The sequence below is a fragment of the Thermoleptolyngbya sp. PKUAC-SCTB121 genome, from assembly GCF_016919485.1.
GTDB classification, from domain to species: domain Bacteria; phylum Cyanobacteriota; class Cyanobacteriia; order Elainellales; family Elainellaceae; genus Thermoleptolyngbya; species Thermoleptolyngbya sichuanensis.
In genome coordinates, this window is record NZ_CP070366.1 from 3098147 (window position 1) to 3123949 (window position 25803).

A 25803-nucleotide genomic window follows, 5' to 3' on the forward strand; every position below is an offset into this window, starting at 1 on the left:
CCTGAACAGGCTGTCTCGATCGATCTATTCTACGTCTGCCCTCATCCCCCAACCCCTTCTCCCAAGTAGGGAGAAGGGGAGCAAGCGTGGCATATCCTGTTGCTCCATGTTGCAATAAGAAAAGGCACCCCCGATGGGAGTGCCTGCAACCAGCTAACTTTTAGGAAATGTTCGGGAAACTGGTGGAGCGGAGATGGGAAGCAGATGAGAACCCGCTATGACCCTAGCTGATGCTGGCGTGGCTGCGGTCGTAGCTGTCCCAGAAGCCGGGCTGCACCTTGCCTTGAATGTGTCCCCAGTATTGGCTGGTGGTTCCGGCATCTAGCCCGACGTTGGCCGCCAAACGGGTCAGCATCGCTTGCTGGCGGCGCTTCACCAGTTTGTGGTGATTCATCATCAGCTCCCGCGCTCTCTCTTCGATGGAAACGGAGGCTGCGGGCTGGGCTACGGGTGCAGGGGCCGCAGCAGGAATGGTCGCGGCTGCGTCAGTTGCCACTGCGTCAGTTGCAACGGGTTGATTGGTCTGATATTCGTTGCCCCGGAACTTCAGTTCAGTAGTGGTTGGGTGGCTGTTGTTCAGGTTGAGGGGTTGGGGATCGTAGTTGTAGGTTACGCCACGATAGGTGAGTTTCATAGGATTCGCCTCTCTTTTTGAAGGGTAAGGGTGAGGCGCGTTCCTTCGGGATTGCTCCCTACTTCCGTCTCTTTTGAGCGATCAGGCTTCGAGCGATTAGGCTGATTGAAGCTGACAGCGGGGAGAGATGAACGATTTATTTTCTGTATCTATTGTTACTATTTTGAATTTATCTGTCAAGGGTTCCTGGCTTGATTTGGGCGGAGTTTTCTAGAAATCACCCGATTGGGCGATCGCCCACGCCGATCACTCCGCCCGGTTCTGTGGACGGGCGGGCAGGAGTCAGCAACGCAAACTCTTGGTAAATCTGCCATTCATGTCCGTCGTGTTTCAAGAGCGTGAGGCAATCGCCCGAAAATCTCAGATCCAGCGGGCGTTCCTTCAGCAGGGCCCAGGCTTGCTGAAACGTGTAGGGGGTGATGTTGCGCGAGGCGACCGTGACGTGGGGCGTAAACCGCCGCCGCTTTGCCTTGGGATCGACGATGCCGAGGGTTTGCTCTAAATGCTCCGCCAGGGTCGCCTGAAGCGCCAGCAGCGCCGGAGACCTTTCGACGTGGATATACAGCACGCGGGGCGAAAACTGGCCAAACCCTAGCAGATGTACAGGTACGCTGCTCTGTCGCTGGGCAAAGGCGGCGAGTTCTTCGGTGAGGCGATCGGCGCGGGCCGGCGACCACTCAAACGGTGGCTGAAGCGTGACGTGGGGCGGGGCTTTGGCCGTGTGGGTCTGAAAGCGATCGCCCAATTCCTGAATTACGCCATTGGCATAGTTTTGAATGGCAGGGGGGGGAACCAGGGCAATGAAAAAGCGGGCGGTTGTATCAACCATGTTGGGGGAAAAACAGGGGGCACTACATGGCGCTGAACCGGGGGTGCGATCGCAACATTGTGGGTTCAAACTCTTGCGCCCACTGGATAAATGACTCCGGCAGGGCTTCAGAAGTTTGTCGAGTCAGCAGGGCGGTGTAGCGATTTTTTTGCCGCACCACCACTGCCCGATAGTCTGCACTATGAATCACCGCATGACGAAACCCATCTAGCTTCAGCGAAGACATCAGTAGAGACTGCAACCCCAGCGCCTGAAAGATTGTTTGCACCCAACTGACATCGCTGCTTTCGGCCGTGGTGAAGTATTCCTTTGGCAATCCGCTCAGATCAAAAATAGCAGCCCCGATCAAGTCATCGGTGTATTGACTACTGGAGGCTTGGCGTTGGGTCTCTTCCATGAGGGAGCTGCTGACCAGCATCGACGGGGCTTGGAGATGCACGACAGGATGTACAAACGGCTGTGCAACAGGCGGATTGGCAACAGGGTTGTTCACACCGACTCACCTCAAGCGAAAAGACCACATCCAGAAAGCATCACACTCTCATCATTCCCAATCTAGAAACGGAATCACCGGGGAACGACCGTAGAATTGCCTGTTGCACCATGAACCTATGTAATGCTTGCATAATGCAAACGCCGCTTAATGTAATGCTTTGATGACGCTTTGATGACGCTGGCGCAAAGGATTTTCACTTTGCCAGATTCTTTTACCAGATTCTTTTACCAGATTCTTTTACCAGCTTTTTTCACCAGACTAAGGATTTTCGCGTTACTAGATTTTTTTACCAGACTTTTTTCCAGGCTCTTTCACCAGCTTTTTTCACCAGACTTTTGACAACCCTATCAGACTAAGCGGCCTGCTCAAAAGACGGGCGACGCACCATATACACCACCAGCCCTACAAACGGTACCAGACGGGCGATCCAGCTAATTGCTGGGTTGACCCACTGGCGACGAGCCATGTCATCGGACACTAGCCATCCTTGAAATAACCAAAATACGAGCAGGTCGATCAGGAAAGAATAGGCGAGGCGATCGCCCTGCAAAATCTCCATCAGGCTGGCCCAGCGGGTTGGCCCGTCGCCAAACTCAGGGCGGCCCGCCACTGCCCAGACAACCGACGCAAGGGCGATCGCCCCCAGCACCAGCGGACAGGCTCGGTTTTCGGTTATTTGCTCTAGGCGGCTCAGCGGCGGGGTCGGCGGCTCCGGATTCGGTCGTCGCAGCGCCAGCCAGGGCAGATAAAATACGTTCGTTAAAAATGCTGTGCCCAGGAGAAAGGGTAAAATCGGCAGCCGCTGCCCCCGCCCATCGATGGCAAAGCCCCACAGCAGCAGCCCCCAGCCCACCGTCAGGTTAAACAGCGCCTCTAGCCCAGGATGTAGCACTGGGGCTACGGCGGGAAAGAGCGCAGGCAGCACTAGCCCAAAATTCAAACTGAGGGCGATCGCCTCTTGCAGGGTGGCGGGCGACGTGTGCAGCAGCGACGGCCCCGGCGGCAGGTCGCTCAGCAGCACATAGCCGACGTAGGCCAGCCACACCAGCCAAACCAGGGGCGAAACCCAGGCCGCCTGGGCGGGGCGATCGCCCTTGGTCTGCGTCGAAGAATCGCCCAATACACCAGCAGTTTGCGAATCAGAAATTGACATTAATCGGCATTAATCGGCATTCAATGGGGTCTTGATAAGGGGAATCGATTTAGATTTTGGATGTTGGATTTTGGATTTTGGATTGGCGGTTCTAGATTGCTGGCCCGAGTGTCTATGAGGCTTTCAGCGATTTCACCAGTTTCGCTGTTGGTGCGGATTGATATCCAGAACGGTAAGTTAGGCCAGCAAGAAGGTCGGTTAGCTTCGCTGGAATACCTTTCCGCTGGAATACCTTTTCGAGCCTTATCTTTGGCTTCGGAATCCGTGTTCCCTTACTTCGTGCCATAGAGGCGATCGCCCGCATCGCCCACGCCAGGAACAATGTAGCCATGCTCGTCCAGTCGCTCATCCACTGCAGCCGTGTAAATGGGCACGTCTGGATGCTGCTCATGAAAACACTGGATGCCTTCTGGAGCCGCCAGCAGACAGACAAACTTGATCGACAGCGGATTGGCTTCCTTGAGGCGATCGACGGCGGCGACGGCCGAGTTGCCCGTAGCCAGCATCGGGTCTACAACGAGCATGTCGCGGTGTTCGGTGTCGTTGGGCAGCTTCAGGTAATATTCCACCACCGTCAGCGTGGTCGGCTCCCGATATAGCCCAATATGCCCGACCTTTGCGGTGGGAATTAGCTCCAACATGCCGTCTAGCAAGCCCTGCCCCGCCCGCATGATCGAGACAATTACCATATTTTTGTCGGCGGCCAGCACGGGCGCATCCATCTCGGCCAGGGGGGTGCGGATTTTTTCATACTTCACAGGCAGGTCGCGGGTGACTTCGTAGGCCAGCAGCATGGAAATTTCCTTAAGCAGTCGCCGAAAGTCTTGCGTGTGGGTTTCTGCCTGACGCATCAGGGTCAGCTTGTGTTGCACCAGCGGGTGCTTGATGACGTTAACTTCGGCCGGAAAGACAATCGATGAGGATTTAGATGGGGGTTGCTCGGACACGGTTTTTACCAGACCTTTTACCAGATGCTCGTTTTTGTAGTGCAGCCTGAATTTCTCATGGCCCGATTTTAGTGCATCTCATCGATGGGCGATCGCCCTTCTTGCTCCTGTCTTGCCTTAAATTTGCAATTCTCCAGTCGGGTTCTTTTGCTAGGGCATTAACGGCTGAGAGATCAAATGCTACAATCTCGCTTTACACAATTTGGTTACACAATTCGGCAAGTAATTCGGCAAGTCTTATTGGCAAGTTTTATTGGTGAGTCTTGTGGGCAAGTCTTGTAGGCGAGTCTTATCAGCCAGTCTTCGCCAGTCCTATTAGCCAGCCTCAACGTTGTCTATCTGAAAACGGGCTAAAGAACTTGCTAAAGTTTGTGAATCATTCTCAGGGTGTCTTTTCGCTATGACAGACGCACAATCCAAAGCCAAGCCCAAACATATTATTCTCACGTCTCATCGCAATCGCCTGGGAGCCAAGACTACGCCGATTCTCTGGGGCGCAGCCAACCCGGTCGAGCGCGGCCCCATCATCGGCTCGGTTCGCAGCACGGCCCAGCGCAATGTGATTGGGACGCACGGCGGCTCCTATAGCGTCTATCGGGCGCTGGCCGTGGCCAGTGGGGTGCTTGACCCAGAGCATCGGGCGGATTTGACCAATACCGCTCCGGTTTCGGCGATTGGCCCCTACGCCAGTTGGAAAGATCCCGAAAAGATTGTCTCACTTGATCCGTGGGGGGCGATCGCCAGCGAGATTTTTGCGCCCCATTTCCCCAGCGACTACGACATTCGTCCCACCATCGCCATCACCAAGGCGCACATCTTCATTCCCGAACTGCGCGACGAAATCGCCAGCGGCCGCCTGCGGGTAGACGGCAAGATCCTCAAAGAAGACGGCAATTTGGTGGTGACGAAGGCCGCCATCGACCCGGTGTGGTATCTGCCGGGGATTGCCAAACGGCTAGACGTAGAAGAATGGGAACTGCGCCGCATTTTGTTTCAGCAGACAGGTGGCATGTTTCCCGAACTGGTGACGCGCCCCGATTTGCAGGTGTTTTTGCCACCCATCGGCGGCACGACAGTTTATATCGTTGGCGACGAAACGACTATTGGCGACCCAGCCAAGCCGCTGGCCGTGCGGGTGCATGACGAATGCAACGGCTCCGATGTGTTTGGCTCTGATATTTGCACCTGTCGCCCCTATCTGGTGCATGGCATCGAGGTTTGCATCCAGACAGCGCAGGAGGGCGGAGCAGGCATTATTGTTTATTGCCGCAAGGAAGGTCGGGCCCTGGGCGAAGTGACCAAGTTCCTGGTCTACAATGCTCGCAAGCGCCAGGAGGGAGGCGATCGCGCTGATGCCTATTTCCTGCGGACGGAGTGCGTGGCGGGGGTGCAGGATATGCGCTTTCAGGAACTCATGCCCGACGTGCTGCACTGGCTGGGCGTGAGCAAGATCGATCGGCTGGTGTCGATGAGCAATATGAAATACAACGCGATTACTCACGCGGGCATCGAGGTCGTGCAGCGAATCCCAATCCCGCCAGACCTGATTCCTGCCGACGCGCAGGTAGAAATCGAAGCCAAAAAAGCATCGGGCTACTATTCCGAAAACGGCGTGTTGACGACCGATGCGCTGGCGCAGGTGAAGGGACGGGATTATTAGGATTTCGGTAAGGGTTCAGGAACCGTAGAACAACTGAACGACGGGGAACAACTGAACGGCGGGCGATCGCGGGCTGAGGGGTGGTGTTTTATCAACAACCCCAAACAGCCCGCTTTCGGTATTTGTACGCAGGCGATTGAGGACTATGCCCCAGTTTTTGAAAAACACTTGCCAATTTAATCGCCAAAATCACAGAAAAAATACAAATTTCTCCTGTTAGGCTTCATGTTTGATGGGGAAATATAAAGATATAGCGCTTCATAACGGCGATCGCGCATCTAGAAGAGGAAGCTCGTATGAGCAGTAACAAAATTACAGCCCGGATCGAGTCCGAGATTCAGCGGTTATCTTCCGAGCATGGCTACAGCGATTCAATTCTGCGAGAATTCGCGCTCTTTGTGCTTACAAAAGAGTCTGCAAAATCAAAGTCTGCTGCAAAGCCGAAGCCGCCCAAAGTCAAGAAGCTAACCGTTACACAAGTCAAGCAAGCAATCTACGATCATTTCGGCGTAAAAGACACCAAGGAACTCAAAAAGTCTGGTGCATTTCAGCTTGCAACTAGCAGCATGGGCAACATCAGCCTTAGCAAGAAGGATGACTGGGAGCAGCTTTATCGGAAGCTAATTGGTATTTTGCCCGGTGAAGAAAACGAATCGGGCTATGGCTGCGTCAATGGCATCAACATTTTCAAATACGATATGCCGTGGAAAGCATTTGGGCTTGATCCTAAAGTCAACTCTACTGAGGATGTCAAAGCCGCCTATCGGGATCTCAGCAAGATCTACCACCCAGACAATTCCGAAACAGGAAATGCAGAAATTTTTGACCGATTGACCGTGTTCTACAAGAGTTTGACCGAGAAGTTCTAAATATGGCAAAAACCTACATCAGAGCAGAAGACTTGCTAAAGCTTCTCAAAATCTCTTCCCAGGAGCTAATCGAAATTGAGAAGTTCTTTGATGCCATTCCTGATGATGAGTGGGAATTGGAAGAAGGGAAAGATTATCGAGTGGTTTCAAGCAACGGAGCCAGAGAATATACTCAGTCGGGAGCGTACACTCTAGCTCGATACCTTGAGGCTACGAAGAAACTGAGTTTTTGGGATTCTCTCAAAGAGTGGTTTTTGCACACCAGAGAAAAGATTCGTAAGAGCTTCGTCCGTAAGAAAATTTTGGATAACTGTGCTTCGCTGATGCGGCGGAGCGATCAGTATTGGGTGAGCCAAGCAGATGCAGTAGCAATTTTCGGGACAAATATCCAGACGCTTCGCCGGATGGCTGAATGTACCCAAAAGAGCGATCGCCCGCTAATCAAAGGACAGCACTACCAGGAATTTATTGACGAGGGCGGAATTTTCTACTCTCTGGAAGGCATTTATCGACTTTCTCTAGCATTCTCAACTGAACTTACGCTTAAAAATCGTCGGGACGAATGTCGGGATGTCGGTGAAGAAATCAGTCCTCAAGTCTCAGACATTATTAAGTTGATTGAGTCTCGTGAGAAGCGGATTTCCAAGTGCAAGGAAGAAGCCAAAAGGCGGGATAAAAAGACTTGTCTTGTCACAGGTCAAAAACCGGATCGGTACCACCGATTTAATTTGGCAGCCCATCACCTCTATTCTTCCAGTGCGTATCCTCACTTGGCAGATAGTTTGGATAATCTAATTACGATCTCCGAAGAGGTTCACACTAGATTTCACCGAGAGTTCATGAGTGGAACGGGTAAACCTTGTACGCCTGATGACTTTATTAAATTTGTTCAGCAATATTATCCGGAGAACAGTAACGTCATCATTTGGCTAGAGGGACAAAGGCGCAAACTGGGACAGCAGGAACCTCTAGGTAAGAGAAATAATCACGTTCTCTATCTGCCTCTAAGCCGAGTCATCTGCTTGACTGACAAAACAGGTTAAAGCTGGAACGAAAGCCATGCGGGAAGCAGAGCATGATTTAGGCTGAGAAGTAACCACACAAACCAGTCAAATCAATGTCACCGACTTCCCGTCTTTATGATGCGTTGAATGATTTTCTGCGTCAATGCGACATTCAGTGGCAGGATGCTCGCCATCTGCAAACACTGTGCTGGATGATCATTGGCATGATTGGAAGCCAAAACGTTCATCTCAATGGATTTGGGGTGTATGTGAGGAGTCGCGCTCAAATGGCTCAATCCCACCAACGCCGGTTTCGCCGCTGGTTGTCGAATCGGCGGATCAATGTCGCGTCCGCTCATCATGCGCTGATTGGGCAGGCTCTGTCCAACTGGCAGACCCAACGACTCTACTTAAGCCTCGATACAACGGTCGTATGGAATTGTTTCTGCATCGTCTGGGTCGCAGTGGTGTACCGAGGAAGAACGGTTCCGGTCGCTTGGAAAGTGGTGGCGCAATCAAGCAGCACCGTCAGGTTGTGGACGATTCAACGGGTACTGCGGCAAGCGCAACGGCTGATGCCCGAAGGTGTCGCGATTGTCCTTTGGCAGACCGAGGGTTTGCCGATGGCAAGTTGATGAAATACCTCCGGGAGAATCTGGGTTGGCATTTCCGCATCCGCATCAAACGCTCCTTCCAATTTCAGCACCAAGGGCAGTGGCGCCAGGTATCGTCGGTTCAATTGCAACCAGGACAAGCTTACTTTACGCCTGCAGTGTCGGTGGGTAGAACAAAGCCCTACGACAATGTTTACCTTGCCTTTGCCCACGACAAACTCAGCAGCGAGAATTGGACAATTGTGAGTGATGAGCCGACGAACTTGCAGACGTTTGCCCAATATCGACTGAGATTTCAGGTGGAGGAGTCGTTTTTGGATTTGAAGTCCAACGGGTTTAATCTCGAAGCCTCCAGACTCAGAGACAAGGTTGCCCTTTCCCAGTTGTGTGGGGTAATCGCCTTGACGATGCTGTTCTTAGTTCTCCAAGGGGTGCAAGTGGTCGCATCCGGCAAGCGTCGCCAAGTCGATGCTCACTGGAAGCGCGGCATGAGTTATCTCAAGCTGGGCTGGAATTGGATTCGGCTGGCTATCACTCACCAGTGGAAGATTCACGTTTATCAGTTCCTCTCCTGTTCACCTGACCCTCAACCTGCCATCGCATCAAGGCGACAACACGATGACTCCCTAAAGCGTGAATTCACTGTCCTCAGCCGTATTCCAGCTTCTTAGTTTTGTCAGTCAAGCAGGCCGAGTCATTTAGCTTCTAGACAGGCTTGCCCTGAGCGATCGCTCCAGCAGCAAGGGCGATCGCTTTTGGTTGTTTTCTAGCCTGTTTCAGCGCAATACCTGCTGCGAAATGGATACGCACTGCGCTTGCGGCAAATCATGTCGGGAGTGCGTTTTTTGGGGGGGGTGACGAGCGGCGGGTGTTGGAGGGATGAGCGTGGATTAATAAAGCGCGGCTTAATAATAGGTTCCAGATTTGCGGTGCTGGACAGCGGTCACTCCCACGGTTTCTAGCACTTTGCCATTGTCTACGCTGGCGTAGATCAGCCAGTGATCGCCGCACTCCATCCGGTTTTGCACCTGGCATTCCAAAAAGGCGATCGCCTCGTCCAGCACCAAACAGCCGTTGCTGGCGGGGTGATGAGCCACGGCCGCAAAGCGGTCTTCTCCGGGCTGCATTGGCTTTTGGAAATGGCGGCGCAGGTTACGGCCTTCTTTGAGGATATTCAGCACGAAGCCGTCGCCCGTTTCGGGCAGCAGCGCCTCGGCCTGGTCTTTGGCAAGCGCAATGGTCAGACCCGGCGGATTGAAGGTCGCCTGCGACACCCAGGAGGTGAGAACCCCGATATCGGCGCTGCCCTGCTTTGCAGTGAGGACGCAGAGGGAACCTGTGACGCGGCCGACAGCTTGTTCCGTGCGATCGCTGCGGGCATCCACCGCAGGCTGGCGCAGGGTGCGAGTTTTTCGCGTCTTTTTGAGGATTTGGGCAAATTCGGCCCCGGCGGCTTCGCATTGCTGCAAGACCTCCTCGGTGGGCGAAAACTTCACCCGCAGCGTCTCAAAGCCCAGCGTATAGCCCGCATCTTGCAGCTTGCTCTCCAGCAAGTCTACCGCTTCTCCGCTCCAGCCAAAGGAGCCAAACACGCCCGCCAGTTGGGTCTTTGGCGCAGTAGACAGAACAATGCCCAAGGCGGTCTGAATCTGGCTGGGGGGATGGCCCGCCAGCGTGGGGGAACCGATGATGAAGCCGTCGGTTTTGGCGATCGCCGCTGTGACCTCGTCTGGGTCGGCAAATTCGCAGTTGATCGAAGCCACCGTCACGCCGGCCTGGGTCAGCCCACGGGCGATCGCTGCTGCCATTGTGGCCGTGTTGCCATAGGCGGAGGCATACAGCAGCGCCACACTGAAGTCCTGCTGATCCTGCTGCTCGCACCAATAGCGATAGTCAAACACCAGACGGCTGGCGCTGTAGCGCACCAACGGCCCGTGCCCCGGAGCCAGAATCAGCGCCGACTGAGTGACTTCGGCCAGGCGATCGAGGGCGGCTTCGACCTGCTTAGACTGGGCCGCGTGGATGCAGTCAAAATAATAGCGGCGGTCATCGGTGAGCGATCGCCAGTGTTCGTCGTACAGCGCGTCATCGCACACATGCGCCCCAAACAGCTTGTCGGTATACAGGATTCGGGTCGCAGGGTCGTAGGTGCAGAGCGCATCGGGGTGGCGCGGCGTGGGCGTGGGGATAAAGTGCAGGCAGTGCCCCTGTCCCAGATCAATCGTATCTTCGGCGTTTGCCACCAAAATCCGCAGCGCCTGCTCTGGAAACGACTCCCGCAGCACCACCTCTGCGGCGCGGGTGCAGACAAAGGTAATCTGTGCTGCTACTTCGGGGTTGAGCAAGTCCTTCAGCGTAGACAGCCGATTGGGGTTGACGTGGCTGAGAATGACATAGTTGATCCGCTGGAGGTAGACATGGTGCGCCAGCTCTTCGATAAACAGCCCGCTGAAGGAGGCTCCGGGCGGGTCGATGAGGGCAATCTGGTCTGCCTGGATCAGGTAGGCGTTGGCAGTGGTTCCCTTTTGGCGGGCGTATTCCACCTCAAACTTGAGTCGGTCAAAGGTGCGCGATCGCAGCACTAGAGTATTTGCACCGACTTCCGCCACTTGCACGTCTTTGGGTCTTAGCTCAGCCATAGGAAATCCTTAGTGTGGCAAGGGTTAGGGACAAGTGAAAAAGGGTTAAAAGAAGAAGATTGCGCTGGGGCTACAGCACTCCTCTGCGGAGAAAGGTACGCGCTGCCCCAAAAGAGCAAATAGCCTATAATCGCCCGCGTACCTGACTAACTTCAGAAACGTGATAAGCGCCTCGCGAGGAAAGAGCCTAAGGGCCAGTATCTCTCATCTGGGTGGCCCGATCGTCAGTCCGAGTAGGAAACTCGCCCCAGGCAGCGCGGCGACGACGAGACACAAACTTTTCAGGGTCGATGCCCTCAAACGTGGGTGGCAGCCACACCCTTACCACTAGAAGCAGCGCCATCACCACCAAAAAGGCGCAGGCCGAGAGAATCTGCGTAGAAGACGTTTCCAGCACGCCGCGCACAATCACTTCGCGCAGCACCGACACAATCGAAACCTCAACTGCCACGCCAATGGACACGCGCTGTTCTTGCAGGTAAATAATCAATAGCCGAAATAGCTCCACCAAGATCAGCAGAAACAGAATGTCGGCGGTGACTTCTTGAAAATTGAGCGGTGGCAGCAGCGACAAAAACATCTGGCGAATTTGCAGCACCATGAAGCTAAACAAACCCACGCAGAGCGAAATCACAATCCAGTCTTGAATGGTTTCGAGGGCGTGAACTAGATGATCGCGGGTGAGCCAGGAGAGGCGATCGCCCGAATCAGACTTAAGCGGCGTTTGCATGGAAATCCTCCAGCCTTGGGTGGTTTTTTCCACCTTAGTTCAGCCTGGTTTATAGGTAAAGAGTTTTTGCATTCAATTAAGTTATACGTAGAATTCAAAATTTCAGTCACTCGGACAGCCAGATTCCCGATAAATCCAGGACAAAACCGGGAAGAAAGCCTTCCTCCGGCAGCGATGCAGGGTTTTCCAGGCGTTCTGGCGGGCGATCGCGCCGATACACCTCGAACTGCCGCGTCCTGGGGTCGATTAGCCAGCCCAACACCAAACCGTTTTCGATGTATTTCCGCATCTTGGCTTGCAGCACCGGCCAGTCGTCCGACTCGGAACAAAGCTCGATGACAAAATCCGGACAGAGCGGTGGAAACCGTTTGCGATCTTCAGGCGCTAGGGCATTCCAGCGCTCTTGCCGAACCCAGGCCGCATCGGGCGATCGAATTGCGCCATTGGGCAACCGAAAGCCAGTAGATGAGTCGAAGGCAACGCCCAGCCTTGCTGTACGATTCCATAGCCAAAGCTGCCCTGAGATATCAAGATTTCGGTTTCCGGTCTCTCCGCCTGTGGGTGGCAACAGAATCAGTTCTCCTGTTGCAGATCGCTCGATTCGCACATCTCGATTTGCCCGCGCCAACCGCTCGAACTGCTCGTCGGTCAGTGCGATCGCCGTTCCCAGGTGGAGAGTGAGGTTCATTTACGATTCGGGTGAGAGGGGTTGTCTCTAGTAATGCAATTTGCAACTTTCAGTCTGCCCTCATCCCCCAACCCATTCTCCCAGGGCGGGAGAAGGGGAGCAAGAGAGGCTTGAAGTCCCTCTCCCAGAGCGGGAGAGGGATTTAGGGTAAGGGGGAGCGGCAAAGTTGCACATTGCGGCTCTAATATTGCAATATTGCGTCTCTAATAATGATTACCCACTTTGCGGTGGTGAACCGCTGTCAGCGAGTCGGGCTTGGAGACGCGACCCGTGTCTACGCGGCTATAGACGATCCAGTGGTCGCTGCACTCCATCCGGCTGACGACTTCGCACTCCAGGTAAGCAAGGGCATCGGCCAAAATGGGCGAGCCGTTGGCGGCGGGATAGGTTTTGATGCCTGCAAAGCGATCGGCACCCGGCGGGAAGCGCTTTAGGAAGTGCTTCATGAGCGGCTGATAGTTGCCTTCTTCCAGCACGTTCAGCACAAAGCGATCGCCCACATGCATGAAGGACTCAATTGCCCGATCCTTGGCCACCGCAATGGAAATACCCAGCGGTTCCAGGCTGGCCTGGGCCACCCAAGACGCTAGCATGGCGCTGGCGGCATCGTTCTTTTGAGCAGTGATAATGTAGAGTCCGCCGCTGAGGCGACCCAAGGCTTTGTCCAAGTCGTTGTCCAGCGACTTCATTTGTTTGATCGAGCGATCGCGCGTCAGCCATTGCCCCAGGTCGGTTCCGGCTTCGTGGCAAAGTTGCAGCGTCGCGTCGGTCGGCGTTTCCTTGATCAAAATCGGCGCGAAGGCTTCCGTCAGCCCAATTTCCTGAAAACGATTCCGCAGCGGGTAGACCGATTCGTCATCACCACCACCACTTTCAAACAGACCAACCGCCTGCTTGGCGTGGGCTGCGGCCAGGATCGTGCTGAGGGCGGCTTTGGTAGAAACTGCGTCGGGGCCAGACTGTGGCGGCATCCCAATCACCAGCCCTGCGGCAATGCTCACCAGCACGCTGATTTCGTGGGGTTCTGCCACCTTCAAGTCCACTAGTTCCACGGCCACGTCGGTCTTGCTAATGCCGTGGGCGATCGCCTGGGCCAGTCGTTCGCTGTGGGCATAGTCAGCGGTGTAAAACACGGCGACCGTGGTGGCTGCTTTGGCCTGGGCCTGGCTCCAGTCGCGGTAGAGGCCCATCATTTCGGGAACGTGGTGGCGCAGCAGCGGCCCGTGCCCCGTGGCGATGGTTTGAATATCCGGCAGTTCCCCAATCCGCTTCAGCGCCGCCAGCACCGAGCGGGCGTTGGGGCCCATCAGGCAGTCGTAATACAGCTTATAGTCGGACTCCAGCGGTGCAAGATCTTCGTCGTAGGTGCGCTCGTCGCAGAAGTGCATCCCGAAGGCATCGCAGGTGTAGAGGATCTGCGTCTTGTGGTCATAGGTAAAGATGGTGTCGGGCCAGTGCAAGTTGGGCGCAGAGACGAATTCCAGTTCGTGACCCTGACCCAAATCGAGGCGATCGCCGCTTTTCACCAGCTTGCGCTCGAAGGGCTGATGCACCAGGTCTTCGAGGAACTGGATCGCCACCTTTGCGCCGACGACGGTGATTTTTGGGTTCAGTTGCAGCACGTCTTTCACCAGACCGCTGTGGTCGGGTTCTGTATGGCTGATGATGAGATAGTCGATCTCGACTGGATCAATCAGCCTGGTGAGGCAGTCTAGATAAAGCTGGCGAAACTTTTCGTGGGAGGTGTCGATCAGCGCTACCTTGTCACCGCGGATCAGGAAGGAGTTGTAGGTGGTGCCGTTTTCTAGGGCAAACTCGATGTCAAAGCGATCGCGATCCCAGTCGAGTGAGCGAATCGCGGTCGTGTCTGCTGCGAGGGGCGCAGTTTGGAGGGTGAGTCGCTTTTGGGCGCGGTCTACTAGAGCCACCATATACCTAGAACCTCCTGGTGATAAACAAAAGTTCTGCCAGAAATAGCCAGATGCAAAAGCTGATTGATAGAAGTCGATTGCGAAAATTCGTTAAGCAACCTGTCTCTATTATCACCCTGTTCCTGAGAGTTTTGTAAACTTTCAATAAGTAAACCTGCTTATTAACGGAACTTATACTCACCGGACTATTCAATAGGCTTTATAAATTTTCTGGCTAATTCCTGGCAGATTCCTGGCAAATTCCTAGCCGATTCCTGACTGGATTTCTGGCTAGGTTACTTGCTGAGCTGCCGTCCCCTACTGAAGTTTTCTACCCAAATTTTCTGCTCCGACTCCCCAAAGTTGACATAGAATGGCGGCGATTCTCCTCATCCTCTAACGCGCTTTTTAGCCATTCGCCATGTCCTTACGTCTTTTTCTACAGTCCGGCGTTGCAGCCTGCGGCCCAATCGGCTCGACTCGCTCCCTGGCGCTTTGGCTGGGGGTGGCGATCGCCAGCCTGTTTGCAACGGTGTCCCCCTCCCTAGCGCAATCCGTCGGATCGTCTGCGGCCGGATCACCCGCGCAGGGGCAGCCGATTCGGCTCAGTCAGGCCGCCCTCGACGACACACTCCAACTCAACGACAGCAGCGATGCCGTTGCCCAACTGCAAACCCGACTGACGCAATTGGGCTACTACAGCGGGCCAATTTCGGGAACCTTTGGGCCGCTGACGCAGGAAGCCGTTATCAAATTTCAGGAGGCGCAAGGTCTGACGGCTGATGGCATTGTGGGACCGGCAACGGCATCGGCTTTGGCTCGTGCAGGGAGTCCTGCGTCGGGAGCGGTTTCGTCGTCCGATTCTCTCCTGCAAGTGGGAGATACAGGGCCAGCGGTGACGACCCTGCAACAGCGGCTAACTACAGCAGGTTATTACCAAGGCCCCGTAGACAGCATCTTCGGTTCACAGACGGAAGCGGCGGTGCTGGCCTTTCAACAAGCACGGGGGCTAACGGTAGACGGCATCGCGGGGCCGGCGACCTTGGCGGCGCTGGCAAATGCTCCCCAGGCGATCGCCCAAACCAGCCCCCCCGCCACACCTTCAGCCAATCCTCAAGGTTCTGCCCAGCCTGTTTCCCCGCAGCCGATTACCGCTGCGCCGCCGCCCGTCCAGTCCGCCCCTGTCGAACAGCCCGGCCTAGTGACGACCCAACCGCCCGGAGTCGTTGACCCAGCCAGCCCGGTCGTCTCTGTGCCGCCGATCGCCCCTACCGCACCCCCCATTGCCACAGCCCCGCCAGTCTCACCAAATCCTGTACTGCCGCCGCCCAGCGCAGGCGTATTAGAGTTGCAAAAGCAGCTATCGGAGCGGGGGCTGTATCAGGGTCCGCTGGATGGCGTGATGGATCTGGCTACTCAGCAGGCAATCGAGCAGGCGCAGCGCAACCACGGCCTTAGTCTGGGAGATTGGGCCCCTTAGTCGCGATTGTGTTGATGTTGGATTTTGGATTTGTGGTTTTGGATTGCTAGTCCATCGTTTGTAGGGATTCTAGCAATTTCAGCAGTTGCTATGCCTAAGAGAAGGAAACATCGCGAAGCAAAACAGCGTGCAGCACTTGTCTACACGCTGTCTGGTATTCACTAAAACTAGGTCTCTATCCCTGAACCTATGTGTGGCGCAGAGCTAGTCGATGAAGCCCATCAGCACGTCACCCGTTTCGTTGGCAACATCATTGGAGGCGATGGGGCGACCGCCGGGCAGCAGCGAAGCTTCGAGCAAGCGCGGATCGCTGGCGACGATGGGGCGACCGCCGGGCAAGGTCAGGTCGTCGCGTACCAACAGATCAGTCGCAAACACCGGCCGCTGTCCCGGCAGTACGTCGTCCAGCACTTGCAGATTGCTGGCTTCAATAGGGCGGTTGTTCAAAATCGTGCCATAGACCTCTAGCTTGCCTGCGGCAATCGGGCGTAGACCAGCCACCGAGAAATTTTCGTAGACTTCCATCTGGGCAGGGCCCACAGGGCGATCGCCCACATATCCCGATAGTTCACCTGCCTTCTTTCGCGGCTGCACCGAAAGCGCCGTTACATCGCTCGTATTCTCAGCAGGGGTTGTCTCTTCGGGTTTCACAGTATTTGCCACGTCACTCACAGATTCCTCCTTTGGGGCACTTGCCACACCGCGCCCATTGCTTTGACCGACCTCAGCACCTTCCATCTGATAGGCACTCCTTATAAAACGACATAAAACGACGATGATTAAATACTTCTCAGAGTCTTTCAGATATCGCTAAACGCCTTAAAAGCCCTTCACTAGAGTCCGTCCACCAACACAATGGTTCCCTAAAACGTCAGTCCCCTAGAAGCGAAACTGCCGCTAGTAAATCCATAAAACCGAACCTCCCCCACTGTGTCTCGAAGTGCAAACTCTCAAGCAAAAGCCTCTAGGCCAAGTGTCAAAGCTGAATGCGTTGGCACAGTTTGCTCAGGGCACATCGCATAAGAGCAGGGTTGGCAGGCGAAACTAAACAAGTAGCGCCTGCTACGCTTAGCGCCGGCTAGCCATATTATACGGGCTTGCGGCTCTAGCTTAACTTCAGTGTCTCCTATCAAAATCATAGTAATAATTTAATAACTTTTTGAAATACCTTAACAAAGAAAAACTTGTCATTTGGTAGAACGCCTGAACTAAAATCTAAACGCCAAGTGGTCTAAACGCCAAGTGGTCTAAACGCCAAGTGGCACGGAAATCCACACCTGCCGCTGTTGGATGCCCCGCTGCAATTCTGCGCGTATTTTGCGTATAACAGAGAAGGCAACTCCTCTCCAGGTTATGGCTCCATGAAACCGCGCACAGTATCTCCTCTAGGCTCGCCGTTTGATTCGCCCCAGGTCATGGTTGACGCGAGCACAACGGATAAGAGATTTGGCGAGGGCAGCAGGATGGAGTTTTATAGCCAGGACGAAGTGCAGCATATCCTTCAGGTGGCGATCGCCCGCCAGGCCCAGTCTTCTGGCACGGTGGAGCATCTGACCCGCGCTCAACTGCTGGAAATTGCAGAGGAACTGGGCATTTCTCCCGGCGAACTCCACGAGGCCGAAATTGAGTGGCGGGCCCAAAGCGGCGAGATGCAGGAGCGGCAGGCGTTTGACCAAGCGCGGAAGGGGCGGTTTCAGCGGCGAGTCACGCGCTACTTGATTGTCAACGGATTTTTGGCAGGCTGTGCGCTGCTGGCGAGTGGCGGCGCGAGTATTATGGGAGTACCCTACATTGCGCTGTTTTGGGGCATGTTTTTGGCGCTGGACGGCTGGAATACCTATGGACTGACGGGCGATCGCTATGAAGATGCCTTTCGCAGGTGGCAGCACCGCCATCGCCTCAAGCGCTCTGTACATTCATTGCTGACCCGTTGGCTCAAGCCTTAGCATGTTTTCTAGACGAAAAAGGCTTTACGCTAACCCTTAAACGGTTGCATGAGTTGGTTGCATGAGTTGCATCAACTGTTGCGGTGCCAAGATTGGTGGGAATTTTAGCGATAGGTTTCCCCAATTTTGAGCGCCGGTCATGGGCAAGCTGCTGTTGCGGGTCGTCTGCTCGAAATTTTGATGCAGGGTCGCCGAAGCGCTACCAACTGGCTAGAATGACAGTTATCGCCACATCTGTTGAACTTCGCAGACTACAGCGCCTGGCCTTTGTTCATCCTGCGTTCAGGTCGTCGCTACACGGCTGTTCCTCTTGCAGGATTCGGCAGTGTTCTCTGGTGCGGCTTCCGCCCTGTGTCGTCCTGGGTATTCTGCAAAGTTTTGCGGATCTGGATCGGAGTTCATTGCTTTGCTGGGCGGATGCTTTAGCTTTTTGGGTCAGCAAGTTGCGGTTGACTGTAGCGTCCTAAAGCCAGTCCCTCTTGCAGGTGACCTCAGCAGCCAGCGGTTTGAAAACCGTAAGTTTTGAAAACCGGACGCATGGTCAGGGCGATCGCCCCTCTTCTCATTCCTCCCTTACTCCTTGCCAGGTCGAATTCATCGGAGCCTTGAGTCGGATGCCGTCAGACCCGAATATTGGTCGCATACTCCAAAATCGCTATCAGCTTGTCGGCCTGCTGGGGCAGGGGGCGATGGGCAAGGTCTACGAGGCGAGGAATAACCTGCTGGGTGGGGTGCCTGTGGCGGTCAAGTTTTTGTCGCAAACCCTGCTGAATCAAAAGATGCGCGATCGCTTCATGCGCGAAGCCACAACCTGCGCCCTGCTGGGCCAGCGGAGTATGCACATCGTCAACGTGACGGACTACGGCGTAGACGAAGACGAAATTCCCTACTACGTGATGGAATACCTCAAGGGGGATAGCCTGAGCGAAATCATCATGCGGCAGCCGCTGCCCCTGCCCCGCTTTTTGAACCTGACGCGCCAAATTTGCCTGGGCTTGCAGTGTGCCCATGAGGGTATTCCCGTCGATGGCGAGATTTGCCCCATTGTGCATCGCGACATCAAGCCTAGCAACATCCTGGTTACTCGTGACCTAAGTATGGGCGAGGTGGCGAAAATCCTGGACTTTGGAATTGCCAAAACGCTCCAAGCCGACAGCAACCAGACCAACTGTTTCATGGGCACGCTGGCTTACTCTTCACCAGAGCAGATGGAGGGGCACGAGCTAGATGCTCGCTCTGACATCTACAGCTTGGGCGTGATGATGTTTCAAATGCTCACGGGCAAGATGCCGCTGAATGCCGATACCCATAGTTTTGGCGGCTGGTATCGTGCCCACCATCAGCAGCCGCCGCGTTCGCTGGCCGAGGCCAATTCCAGCCTGCGGGTGCCCAAGGCGCTGGAAACACTGATCATGAGCTGCCTGGCCAAGTCGCCGGGCGATCGCCCCCAAAGCGCCAACGAGGTGATTAAGCAGCTCAAGCCATTTGAGGAGCGCAGAAGTGTTGAATTGAGACATAAAACTTTACATTCAACCCTACGAAGCTCCTACGAGTGTCTCTGGCAGCAGATCGTAGCTCCAATGGACAATCGAACAACGACGACTCAATTCAAGTTGCAAATAGCGCAACTTATCTAGTAATTGATGACCATAAAACTCTGGAATTTCTATCAATTGCAGAATCAGATAGGCAATCAACACCATGTAGATTTGAATGGTGACTCCATTGACACTCTTAGAGATTAGTTTATCTAGCTTCAAGTGCATCTTTAGAAACTTCCACAGCACTTCTATCTGCCACCGATGGCGATAGACTTCACTAATCTCTTCATTCGTCATCAGTTCTACATTGGTCGCCAGCCGAAACTCCGTTTGGCTCTCTAAGTCACAAAACCAAACCACTCGATATCGCTCATGCTCAAACTCGGTCTTCATCGTGTTCTTAAGGCGGACAACAAAGCGAGTCTGATCCTGGCTTAATTGGTCAAGGAAATCCCAACTGGCAAAGCCTCTATCCATGACGCCGATGGCATCTTCAGGAATCATTCCTGTCACTCTGTCAGCAAATTTTGCGTCATGTCCTTGACCAAAATGAATCAGGCATTCACTGGGATTACCTTGCGTTAAGTTGACTCCATTAAGCAATTTGACTTGATGATAGCCTTGCATCCAGAACAACTTGCTTGTCAATGTGATGACCGTTGAATCAATGGGAAACAGCATCTGTGCTGTCGCTGGATTTTTTTGTTTTAGCTGTCTTATGAGCTCAGCGTAGATGCGACAAAAGTGTTCATCCTGTCGAGTCTTGCAGGCTTTAGAAAAGGTGGAAATATCAACCTTGATTCCTGCTTTGTTGAGACGATAAAACAGGCTTCTCATGCTCGTTAAACCCTGGTCTAAAACGAAGGTCAACCAGATTTCAAAGAATAAGCGAGAGTTCAAAACAGGATAGTTATGTGGGCACAACTGCTTGAGTATCGGTTTGACAAGCGCAGGAAATGACACTAGCATCTTAAACATTGTTTTTGTTTGCTGGGGGCTAGAATACAATATTCTGCCCCCATTTTTTGTATGTTGAGCTATCTTTCAACACTTCTGTGAGGAGCGCTACATTCCGGGACTCAACGTGGCAACGGCCATCGGAGACACGCTCAACAAAGTGCCCGTTACCAAGACCAAACCGCCGCTGACTTCCGACACGATTGGCCGAGCCTATTCCTGGCCTGCCAACAAGCCCATCGGCGACATCTCGTTTCCCAATCCCATCCGTACCGATCAGGGAATGCTGCCTAGCATCTGGGTGATGCTCTCAGAACAGGAAATCTTTTCTCGCCAAGCCTGCACCCGCTACAATCAGTTTCTCTTTGCTCCTGCGCCGCATCCGTCGCTCCTCTGGCTGACGGTGCTATACACGCGCAAAGCGGGCGCACGCTGGCTGTCTTGCTATCTGGACTTGAAAACGCCCCAGGGACAGCAAATGACGCGACTTCTGAGCGAGTCGGGGCAATATCGGCTGCTGTTTTTTGCCAAAGAGGAGCCGCAGCGCTGTGCCAACGTGATGACCTCGACCATTGCCCTAGCCCAATGTGAACGGCTTAAGCAATGGCTGACGATGGGCCAGATGACCCCCGGACTTAACCAGTTCAATACCACGAAAACCCAGCTCAAGCTGGCGCTGGAAGATCTGAAGCCCAAGATTTTGATGAAGCTCGAATCGCTTTATGACGACGGTGTTGACCTGTCGGGCTGAGCGGGTCGCAGAAACCTCAGAGCAAAAAGCGCACGGTGACAAACAGGGCGCTGGTAATCAGTTGCGCCACCATCACCGGAAAGCCGTAGTGAAAGAACCGCTTGAAGGAGATGCGGCGGCCGTGCTGCTCGGAAATGCCAGCGGCGACGATATTGGCCGACGCGCCGGCCAGCGTGCCGTTGCCGCCCAGCGTTGCGCCAAACATCATGGCATAAAACAGCGGCAGCACCTCTGGCGGAAACTGACCCCCATAGCTCGGTTCCAGCACTTCCTGGCCTGCCATGCCCACATTGACCAGATATTGCTTCAGCAGGGGCACCATTGCCACCACCAGCGGAATGTTGGGCACGACACTAGACAATAGCCCCACCAAAAACAGCAGCAGGATGGAACCCAGGAAAATGTTTTGTCCCAAAATTGTTGCCAGGATGCCAGAGATGCCGCCGATCACGCCAGTCTTTTGCAAGCCGCCAATCAGCACAAAAATCGACATAAAGAAAATCAGCGTACTCCAGTCCACGTCGCGCAGGATGTTGTTGAGCGTATCAATCTTGCTGTGGTGTGCCAGCAGGAGGGCCAGCGCTGCGCCCATCAGCGCCACGCCTGCTGGGGAGACGGGGACGGGCAGCGACTCGCCAATGACGAAAAATATCAGCACCAGCGCAACGATAATCGCGCCGACAGACAGGACGCGGGGATGATTGATTTCTGGGTGAGGCAACTGGTCGAGGTTGGTTAGCTCGGTCCGCCAGATTTTGCGAAATAGGACAGGGGTCATGAGCAGGATGGTGAGCAGGGCGATCGCCCCTCCCAGGCTCAAGCGGCTGAGATACTCGACAAAGCTGATGTTGATGGCATCGCCCACGATAAACGTTGCCGGATCGCCCACCAGCGTTAGCAGTCCTGCACTATTGGACACCAGCACCATCAAGATCAGCAGCGGCACAAAGTCTACGCCCACGTCGGCCGCCAAAGGGGGCAACAGCGGAGCCAGCAGCATGACCGTCGTGGCATTGGGCAAAAAGGCGCAGACTAGGGAGGTGATGCCCGTGATCGCCAGCAGCAGTCGGCTGCCCTTGCCCTTGGCCAGAATGACCATTTGGGTCGCCAGATAGTCGAAAATCTTGGTTGGCTCAAACGAGCGCACCAGCACCATTACGCCAAAAAATAGGGCGATCGTGGAATAGCCTGCGCCAATGTAGCCAATCGCTTCGTTGAGCGTCATGACGTTGGTAAACACCAGCAGCAGCGCCCCCAGAAAAGCGGCGATGGTAAAGTGTATCCACTCCGTCATGACCAAAAAAATAACCGTGCAAAACAGGCCCAGAGCAAGAATTGCGGGTGTGTTTTCCAAGGCTGTTCTCCCTGTATGGATGAGTGGCAAGCAATAAACCGGAGCGGAGATAAGGGAATGACTGCATGGAAGCTCAGCCTTTAAGTGTCTCTTCAGGTGACGGTTTGGCGCAAGGGGAATGGAGGATGGGGGACGTGTTTTTTGGGACGCGGGAAAGCAGGGAATTTTTCGGACACTTGGCTTAGTGTAATTTGGGCTTGGGCAAAATTTGGCGATCGCCCCTCACTTGGCAGGGCGACCCCCAGCATACGGTCTGCGCGGGCATGGAGTGAAACACAGCGCTGCGGGCCCCAATCACGGTATTTGCCCCAATTTTGACCCCTGGCGCGATAAAGCAGTCAGCGGCGATCCAGGCTCCGTTGCCGATGGCGATCGCCCCAGTGATCAGCCCAAAGGCAGGATCGGTCACGTCATGGCTGCCAGTACACAGGTAGGTCTTTTGAGAAATGACGCAGTGCGTCCCCACGCGAATCGGGGCAAGGCTGTAGAACACCACGTTGTCCCCCACCCAGCTATGGTCGCCAATCTCGACTTTCCAGGGATAGGTGAATCGAGCCGTAGGGCGAATCACCACACCCCGCCCAATCTTTGCCCCAAACAATCGCAGCAGGGCGCGGCGCGGTGCATGGTGGCTATGCAGCGTCAGCGGAAAGGCGATCGCCTGCACCAGCCACCACAGCATCACCACCCAGCCCGGCCGCCCCCGCACAAAGCCGCGTGGGTCATATTGCCGCAAATCAACTAGGGGTGGCGCATCCAGCCCAGGTTCCGGGACGCTCCCTTCTGCCGCTAGCCTCCGTTCTGCCGCTGGCCCAATCGGTGTCGGGTTGCTCAACTCAGCAGAATCTTGCCCTTTTTCTGCCATTGAGTCTTCCTCCCATCCAAACCTTGAGTCGGGCATCCCGAAATCCTGCAATTCAAAAGCGAGCGATCGTGCCGCGGTGAAGCTGATAGGAACCCCTGAAACACGCTATTCAAAACGCAGCCCAATTCCCAGCGGTCTGCGTCTCTAAAGTAGCGAAAGTAGCGTTTTCCGCACTTCAGCCGCCCCTAGCTTCTGCCCTAATATGTAATGTAAATCAACGGTTGAAGGTGCAGTTTGAAAGGCAGCCGTTTTGCGCTAAACGTTTGCGCCTGATTTTTGCACTCAGAAACCTGCGCTGAAGTTAATATCGCTTGGCAGTTTGGTTCAGTTTTCGGAAGGTGGGGCTGAAAATGGGATTTTTCGATTCTGAAATCGTTCAACAAGAAGCACGTCAGCTATTTGAAGACTACCAATCGCTGATGCAACTGGGGTCGAGCTATGGCAAGTTTGACCGCGAAGGAAAAAAGATTTACATCGACCAGATGGAATCGATGATGGAGCGCTACCGCATCTTCATGAAGCGCTTTGAACTGTCAGAAGATTTCACCGCACAAATGACTGTTGAACAACTCAAAACCCACCTCGGTCAATTTGGCATCACGCCCCAGCAAATGTTTGACCAGATGCACGCGACGCTAGAGCGCATGAAGGCAGAGCTAGAGAAGAGTTAAAGAGCATAGGGTTCAAGGTTAGAAGTTGTGTGCCTCAACCCTAACTCCCACCGCTCTCGCGAGATGCCAGTTCTTGCCAGTCCACCTTGCCCGCGTGGATACTGGCTTGTTCGGTAGGAATATCTTCGGGCAGCAGCGTGGTCAGCACTTCGTCGGTGAGGTTGGAGAGAACTGCGAGGCGGTTGGCCTGCTTTTCGATGGTTTTTTCAAACAGGTTGCGGACGGTGCGCCCGTTGCCAAACGTGCGATCGCGCTTCACATACAGCGCCTCAAATCTCTTGAGGAGCGTATCGCGGGCTTCGGGCGTGAGCGTGAAGTGGTTCTTCTTGCCCATGCTTTCAAAAATCGCCAGCAGTTCTTCTGGCTTGAAGTGGTCGAAATAGAAGTAGCGGTTAAAGCGCGACTTCAGCCCCGGATTTGATTCGATAAACACCGACATCTCATCGGTGTAGCCCGCAACGATTACCACGAGGCGATCGCGATAGTCTTCCATTCGCTTCAGCAGCGTGTCAATCGCCTCCTGCCCAAAGTCCTTGCCCGTTTCTGGCGGCACCAGCGCATAGGCCTCGTCGATAAACAGCACCCCATCCAGCGCTGAGGTCACCACTTCATCCACCTTTTTCGCCGTTTGCCCCACATAGCCCGCCACCAGCCCCGCGCGATCGGTTTCGATCAGGTGCCCCTTTTTCAAAAAGCCTAGCCCCTGAAAAATCCGGCTCATAATGCGGGCAACGGTCGTTTTCCCGGTTCCCGGCGGCCCGCAAAACACAGAGTGCAGCGACACCTGGGTTTGCGCCAGCCCGCGCTCCTGCCGGATTTTCTGCACCTTTAGGAAATTGGTCAGGGTTTTCACCTCTTCTTTGATATTGTCCATGCCGACGAGGTTATCCAGTTCCGCCAGCGCTTTTTGCAAGATCTGGTCTAGTTCCTCTGGTGTTTTTTCTGGCACTGCTGCTTCGTCTGGGAGACTGGGGTCGGCAGGAGACGGGGCAGCGCCGCCCGTGGTTTGGGGCAGGGGCTTGGGAAGGGCGTTGGCAAGTCCCTGTTCGTAGCTCTCTAGAGGGGCGATACTGTGTAGCCCTTGCCAAATTTTCGACAGCGCTTCCATTTCCTGCATGGAAATCACGTCATCTGCCTTGGCGACCACCTGCGCGAATTTGTAGATGACGTTTACAGCCTCGCCAAGAAAATCCGTTCCCCGTTCTTCGTCCAGTTTTTTCACTAACGAGGGCAGGCTGAGTTGGTCGGGCTGAGCCGATGCTTTCACGCGCTCCAGAATGGTTTGTAGCGTGATTTTTTGATATTTGAGGCGATCGTCGCTGGAAAACTCCCATTTGCTGTTGGCGACGCTGAGGGTGTCTTTGTCATCGCGGATTAGCGCGTCCATCATCAGGTAGGCCAGCAGTTCCGCCGACCCGATTTCGTTGTTGCTACGCCCGCAGATCTGCACCACTTTGGCAAAATCCGTCAGCGCAACTTCTGCGAGGCGCGGGTCATATTTAAGCAGCGGCGCAAGGGATTTGTGCAGGTCGGTTACGTCTTGTCGCACTTGCCGAAAGCCAACAATTTGCCGAAAATCCACAGAATCCTCCTAGGCCGCTAGAGAAATTGTCTTAGAACACCGGTGGCACAACGTCGGGAAAACGGTGGCACAACGTCGGGAAAAGCTGTAGATATCTTAATCGTTTGCTGCGAATAGCGGCGGCTGCAAACCTGCTAGGATGGGCAAAAAATCGGCTGTAAACGCATTTGTAAACGCATTTAGCGATGAAAGAAAAGTTTCTGGAGTGGTTAAACCTGGCGCTGATGGCAAACCTGTTTTTTGTGCTATTTGCCTTTGCATGGTTTGCGATCGCCCTCCTCGGCAAATCCCTGAACCTCCCCCTGGGCTTCGATCTGTGGTACTCGCTCTGGGAACCCGTCTTTACGCCAGCCATTGGCATTTTGATGGCAGGCGCAATCCTCAGCGGCATCACAGGCTGGGTTTCCAAAAAGCTCAGCCCCGAAAAGTAATCGCAAAATCTCAAGGGTCGTCTTTAAAGAACAGGAGGCTGGGCGGTGTATT

Annotated in this window: 24 protein-coding genes, 1 pseudogene and 1 riboswitch; of the genes and pseudogenes, 11 read left to right on the top strand and 14 right to left on the bottom strand. The window is 54.4% G+C overall.

From position 1 onward, the window contains the following. Window positions 1-223: 223 nt before the first annotated feature. The 5 genes from JTM80_RS12690 to upp form a co-directional block, all read right to left on the bottom strand. Complete coding sequence (locus JTM80_RS12690; RefSeq protein ID WP_172356077.1) at window positions 224-634, bottom strand: DUF4278 domain-containing protein; 411 nt, start codon at window positions 632-634, stop codon at window positions 224-226. A gap of 34 nt (window positions 635-668) precedes the next feature. Then, window positions 669-770: riboswitch (Glutamine riboswitch) on the bottom strand. A gap of 81 nt (window positions 771-851) precedes the next feature. After that, window positions 852-1463 (bottom strand): 2'-5' RNA ligase family protein, encoded by a 612-nt coding sequence (locus JTM80_RS12695; protein WP_172356075.1) that lies wholly within the window; start codon window positions 1461-1463, stop codon window positions 852-854. A 22-nt stretch (window positions 1464-1485) separates the two neighbouring features. After that, the gene (locus tag JTM80_RS12700) at window positions 1486-1956 is read right to left on the bottom strand and encodes a hypothetical protein (protein WP_225906620.1); all 471 of its coding nucleotides are present in this window, start codon (window positions 1954-1956) and stop codon (window positions 1486-1488) included. A gap of 355 nt (window positions 1957-2311) precedes the next feature. Next, window positions 2312-3112 carry a hypothetical protein gene (locus JTM80_RS12705; RefSeq protein ID WP_205369534.1) on the bottom strand — a complete coding sequence of 267 codons (801 nt, stop codon included), beginning with the start codon at window positions 3110-3112 and terminating at the stop codon, window positions 2312-2314. Between the two features lie 272 nt (window positions 3113-3384). Beyond that, window positions 3385-3963 (bottom strand): uracil phosphoribosyltransferase, encoded by a 579-nt coding sequence (gene upp, locus JTM80_RS12710; RefSeq protein ID WP_255548927.1) that lies wholly within the window; start codon window positions 3961-3963, stop codon window positions 3385-3387. A 496-nt stretch (window positions 3964-4459) separates the two neighbouring features. Between upp and JTM80_RS12715 the strand changes: the two genes are divergently transcribed. From JTM80_RS12715 to JTM80_RS12735, 5 genes are all read left to right on the top strand, one after another. Beyond that, window positions 4460-5719 (top strand): GTP cyclohydrolase II, encoded by a 1260-nt coding sequence (locus JTM80_RS12715; protein WP_205369535.1) that lies wholly within the window; start codon window positions 4460-4462, stop codon window positions 5717-5719. A 296-nt stretch (window positions 5720-6015) separates the two neighbouring features. Continuing rightward, the gene (locus JTM80_RS12720; RefSeq protein WP_172356071.1) at window positions 6016-6588 is read left to right on the top strand and encodes a DnaJ domain-containing protein; all 573 of its coding nucleotides are present in this window, start codon (window positions 6016-6018) and stop codon (window positions 6586-6588) included. Between the two features lie 2 nt (window positions 6589-6590). Further along, window positions 6591-7631: a hypothetical protein gene (locus JTM80_RS12725; protein ID WP_205369536.1), complete on the top strand. Its 1041-nt coding sequence runs from the start codon at window positions 6591-6593 to the stop codon at window positions 7629-7631. Window positions 7632-7705: 74 nt separating this feature from the next. Beyond that, window positions 7706-8227, top strand: a complete 522-nt coding sequence (locus JTM80_RS12730; protein ID WP_205369537.1) for a hypothetical protein — start codon at window positions 7706-7708, stop codon at window positions 8225-8227. Further along, window positions 8194-8877 carry a transposase gene (locus tag JTM80_RS12735; protein ID WP_205369538.1) on the top strand — a complete coding sequence of 228 codons (684 nt, stop codon included), beginning with the start codon at window positions 8194-8196 and terminating at the stop codon, window positions 8875-8877. The genes JTM80_RS12730 and JTM80_RS12735 overlap by 34 nt, the downstream gene beginning before the upstream one ends. Window positions 8878-9111: 234 nt before the next feature. Here JTM80_RS12735 and JTM80_RS12740 read toward each other — a convergent pair whose 3' ends face one another. The 4 genes from JTM80_RS12740 to JTM80_RS12755 form a co-directional block, all read right to left on the bottom strand. Continuing rightward, window positions 9112-10845, bottom strand: a complete 1734-nt coding sequence (locus JTM80_RS12740; RefSeq protein ID WP_172356067.1) for a diflavin flavoprotein — start codon at window positions 10843-10845, stop codon at window positions 9112-9114. Window positions 10846-11032: 187 nt separating this feature from the next. Next, complete coding sequence (locus JTM80_RS12745; protein WP_172356065.1) at window positions 11033-11575, bottom strand: phosphate-starvation-inducible PsiE family protein; 543 nt, start codon at window positions 11573-11575, stop codon at window positions 11033-11035. A 106-nt stretch (window positions 11576-11681) separates the two neighbouring features. Next, complete coding sequence (locus tag JTM80_RS12750) at window positions 11682-12263, bottom strand: Uma2 family endonuclease (protein WP_172356063.1); 582 nt, start codon at window positions 12261-12263, stop codon at window positions 11682-11684. Between the two features lie 203 nt (window positions 12264-12466). Further along, window positions 12467-14194: a diflavin flavoprotein gene (locus JTM80_RS12755; protein WP_205369539.1), complete on the bottom strand. Its 1728-nt coding sequence runs from the start codon at window positions 14192-14194 to the stop codon at window positions 12467-12469. 400 nt (window positions 14195-14594) lie between these two features. On the opposite strand from JTM80_RS12755, the gene JTM80_RS12760 reads away from it, so the two are divergent. Further along, window positions 14595-15653: a peptidoglycan-binding protein gene (locus tag JTM80_RS12760; protein ID WP_205369541.1), complete on the top strand. Its 1059-nt coding sequence runs from the start codon at window positions 14595-14597 to the stop codon at window positions 15651-15653. A 204-nt stretch (window positions 15654-15857) separates the two neighbouring features. On the opposite strand, the gene JTM80_RS12765 is transcribed toward JTM80_RS12760, so the two are convergent. Continuing rightward, window positions 15858-16391 (bottom strand): hypothetical protein, encoded by a 534-nt coding sequence (locus tag JTM80_RS12765; RefSeq protein ID WP_172356057.1) that lies wholly within the window; start codon window positions 16389-16391, stop codon window positions 15858-15860. Between the two features lie 677 nt (window positions 16392-17068). Between JTM80_RS12765 and JTM80_RS12770 the strand changes: the two genes are divergently transcribed. Together JTM80_RS12770 and JTM80_RS12775 are read left to right on the top strand one after the other, a co-directional pair. Next, window positions 17069-17599 (top strand): 2TM domain-containing protein, encoded by a 531-nt coding sequence (locus JTM80_RS12770; RefSeq protein WP_205369542.1) that lies wholly within the window; start codon window positions 17069-17071, stop codon window positions 17597-17599. Window positions 17600-18213: 614 nt separating this feature from the next. Next, window positions 18214-19116 (top strand): annotated as a pseudogene (locus JTM80_RS12775) (serine/threonine-protein kinase); the annotation flags it as partial. An 18-nt stretch (window positions 19117-19134) separates the two neighbouring features. On the opposite strand, the gene JTM80_RS12780 reads toward JTM80_RS12775, so the two are convergent. Next, window positions 19135-20109 carry a transposase gene (locus tag JTM80_RS12780; RefSeq protein ID WP_205371237.1) on the bottom strand — a complete coding sequence of 325 codons (975 nt, stop codon included), beginning with the start codon at window positions 20107-20109 and terminating at the stop codon, window positions 19135-19137. A gap of 115 nt (window positions 20110-20224) precedes the next feature. Here JTM80_RS12780 and JTM80_RS12785 point away from each other — a divergent pair, with 115 nt between their 5' ends. Continuing rightward, a complete protein-coding gene (locus JTM80_RS12785; protein WP_205369544.1) occupies window positions 20225-20848 on the top strand; it encodes a hypothetical protein in 624 nt (207 codons plus the stop codon). Window positions 20849-20864: 16 nt separating this feature from the next. Here the strand turns inward: JTM80_RS12785 and JTM80_RS12790 are convergent, their stop codons facing one another. Next, entirely contained in the window at window positions 20865-22202 is a 1338-nt protein-coding gene (locus tag JTM80_RS12790; RefSeq protein WP_172356055.1) for an SLC13 family permease, read from the bottom strand. Window positions 22203-22383: 181 nt separating this feature from the next. Further along, window positions 22384-23103 carry a hormogonium polysaccharide biosynthesis acetyltransferase HpsU gene (hpsU, locus tag JTM80_RS12795; protein WP_304941107.1) on the bottom strand — a complete coding sequence of 240 codons (720 nt, stop codon included), beginning with the start codon at window positions 23101-23103 and terminating at the stop codon, window positions 22384-22386. Window positions 23104-23417: 314 nt separating this feature from the next. Between hpsU and JTM80_RS12800 the strand changes: the two genes are divergently transcribed. Next, window positions 23418-23738 carry a DUF1825 family protein gene (locus JTM80_RS12800; protein ID WP_172356051.1) on the top strand — a complete coding sequence of 107 codons (321 nt, stop codon included), beginning with the start codon at window positions 23418-23420 and terminating at the stop codon, window positions 23736-23738. A 40-nt stretch (window positions 23739-23778) separates the two neighbouring features. On the opposite strand, the gene JTM80_RS23060 is transcribed toward JTM80_RS12800, so the two are convergent. Continuing rightward, complete coding sequence (locus JTM80_RS23060; protein ID WP_205369546.1) at window positions 23779-25320, bottom strand: AAA family ATPase; 1542 nt, start codon at window positions 25318-25320, stop codon at window positions 23779-23781. A 185-nt stretch (window positions 25321-25505) separates the two neighbouring features. On the opposite strand from JTM80_RS23060, the gene JTM80_RS12810 reads away from it, so the two are divergent. Next, a complete protein-coding gene (locus tag JTM80_RS12810; RefSeq protein WP_172356049.1) occupies window positions 25506-25751 on the top strand; it encodes a hypothetical protein in 246 nt (81 codons plus the stop codon). Window positions 25752-25803 lie beyond the last annotated feature (52 nt).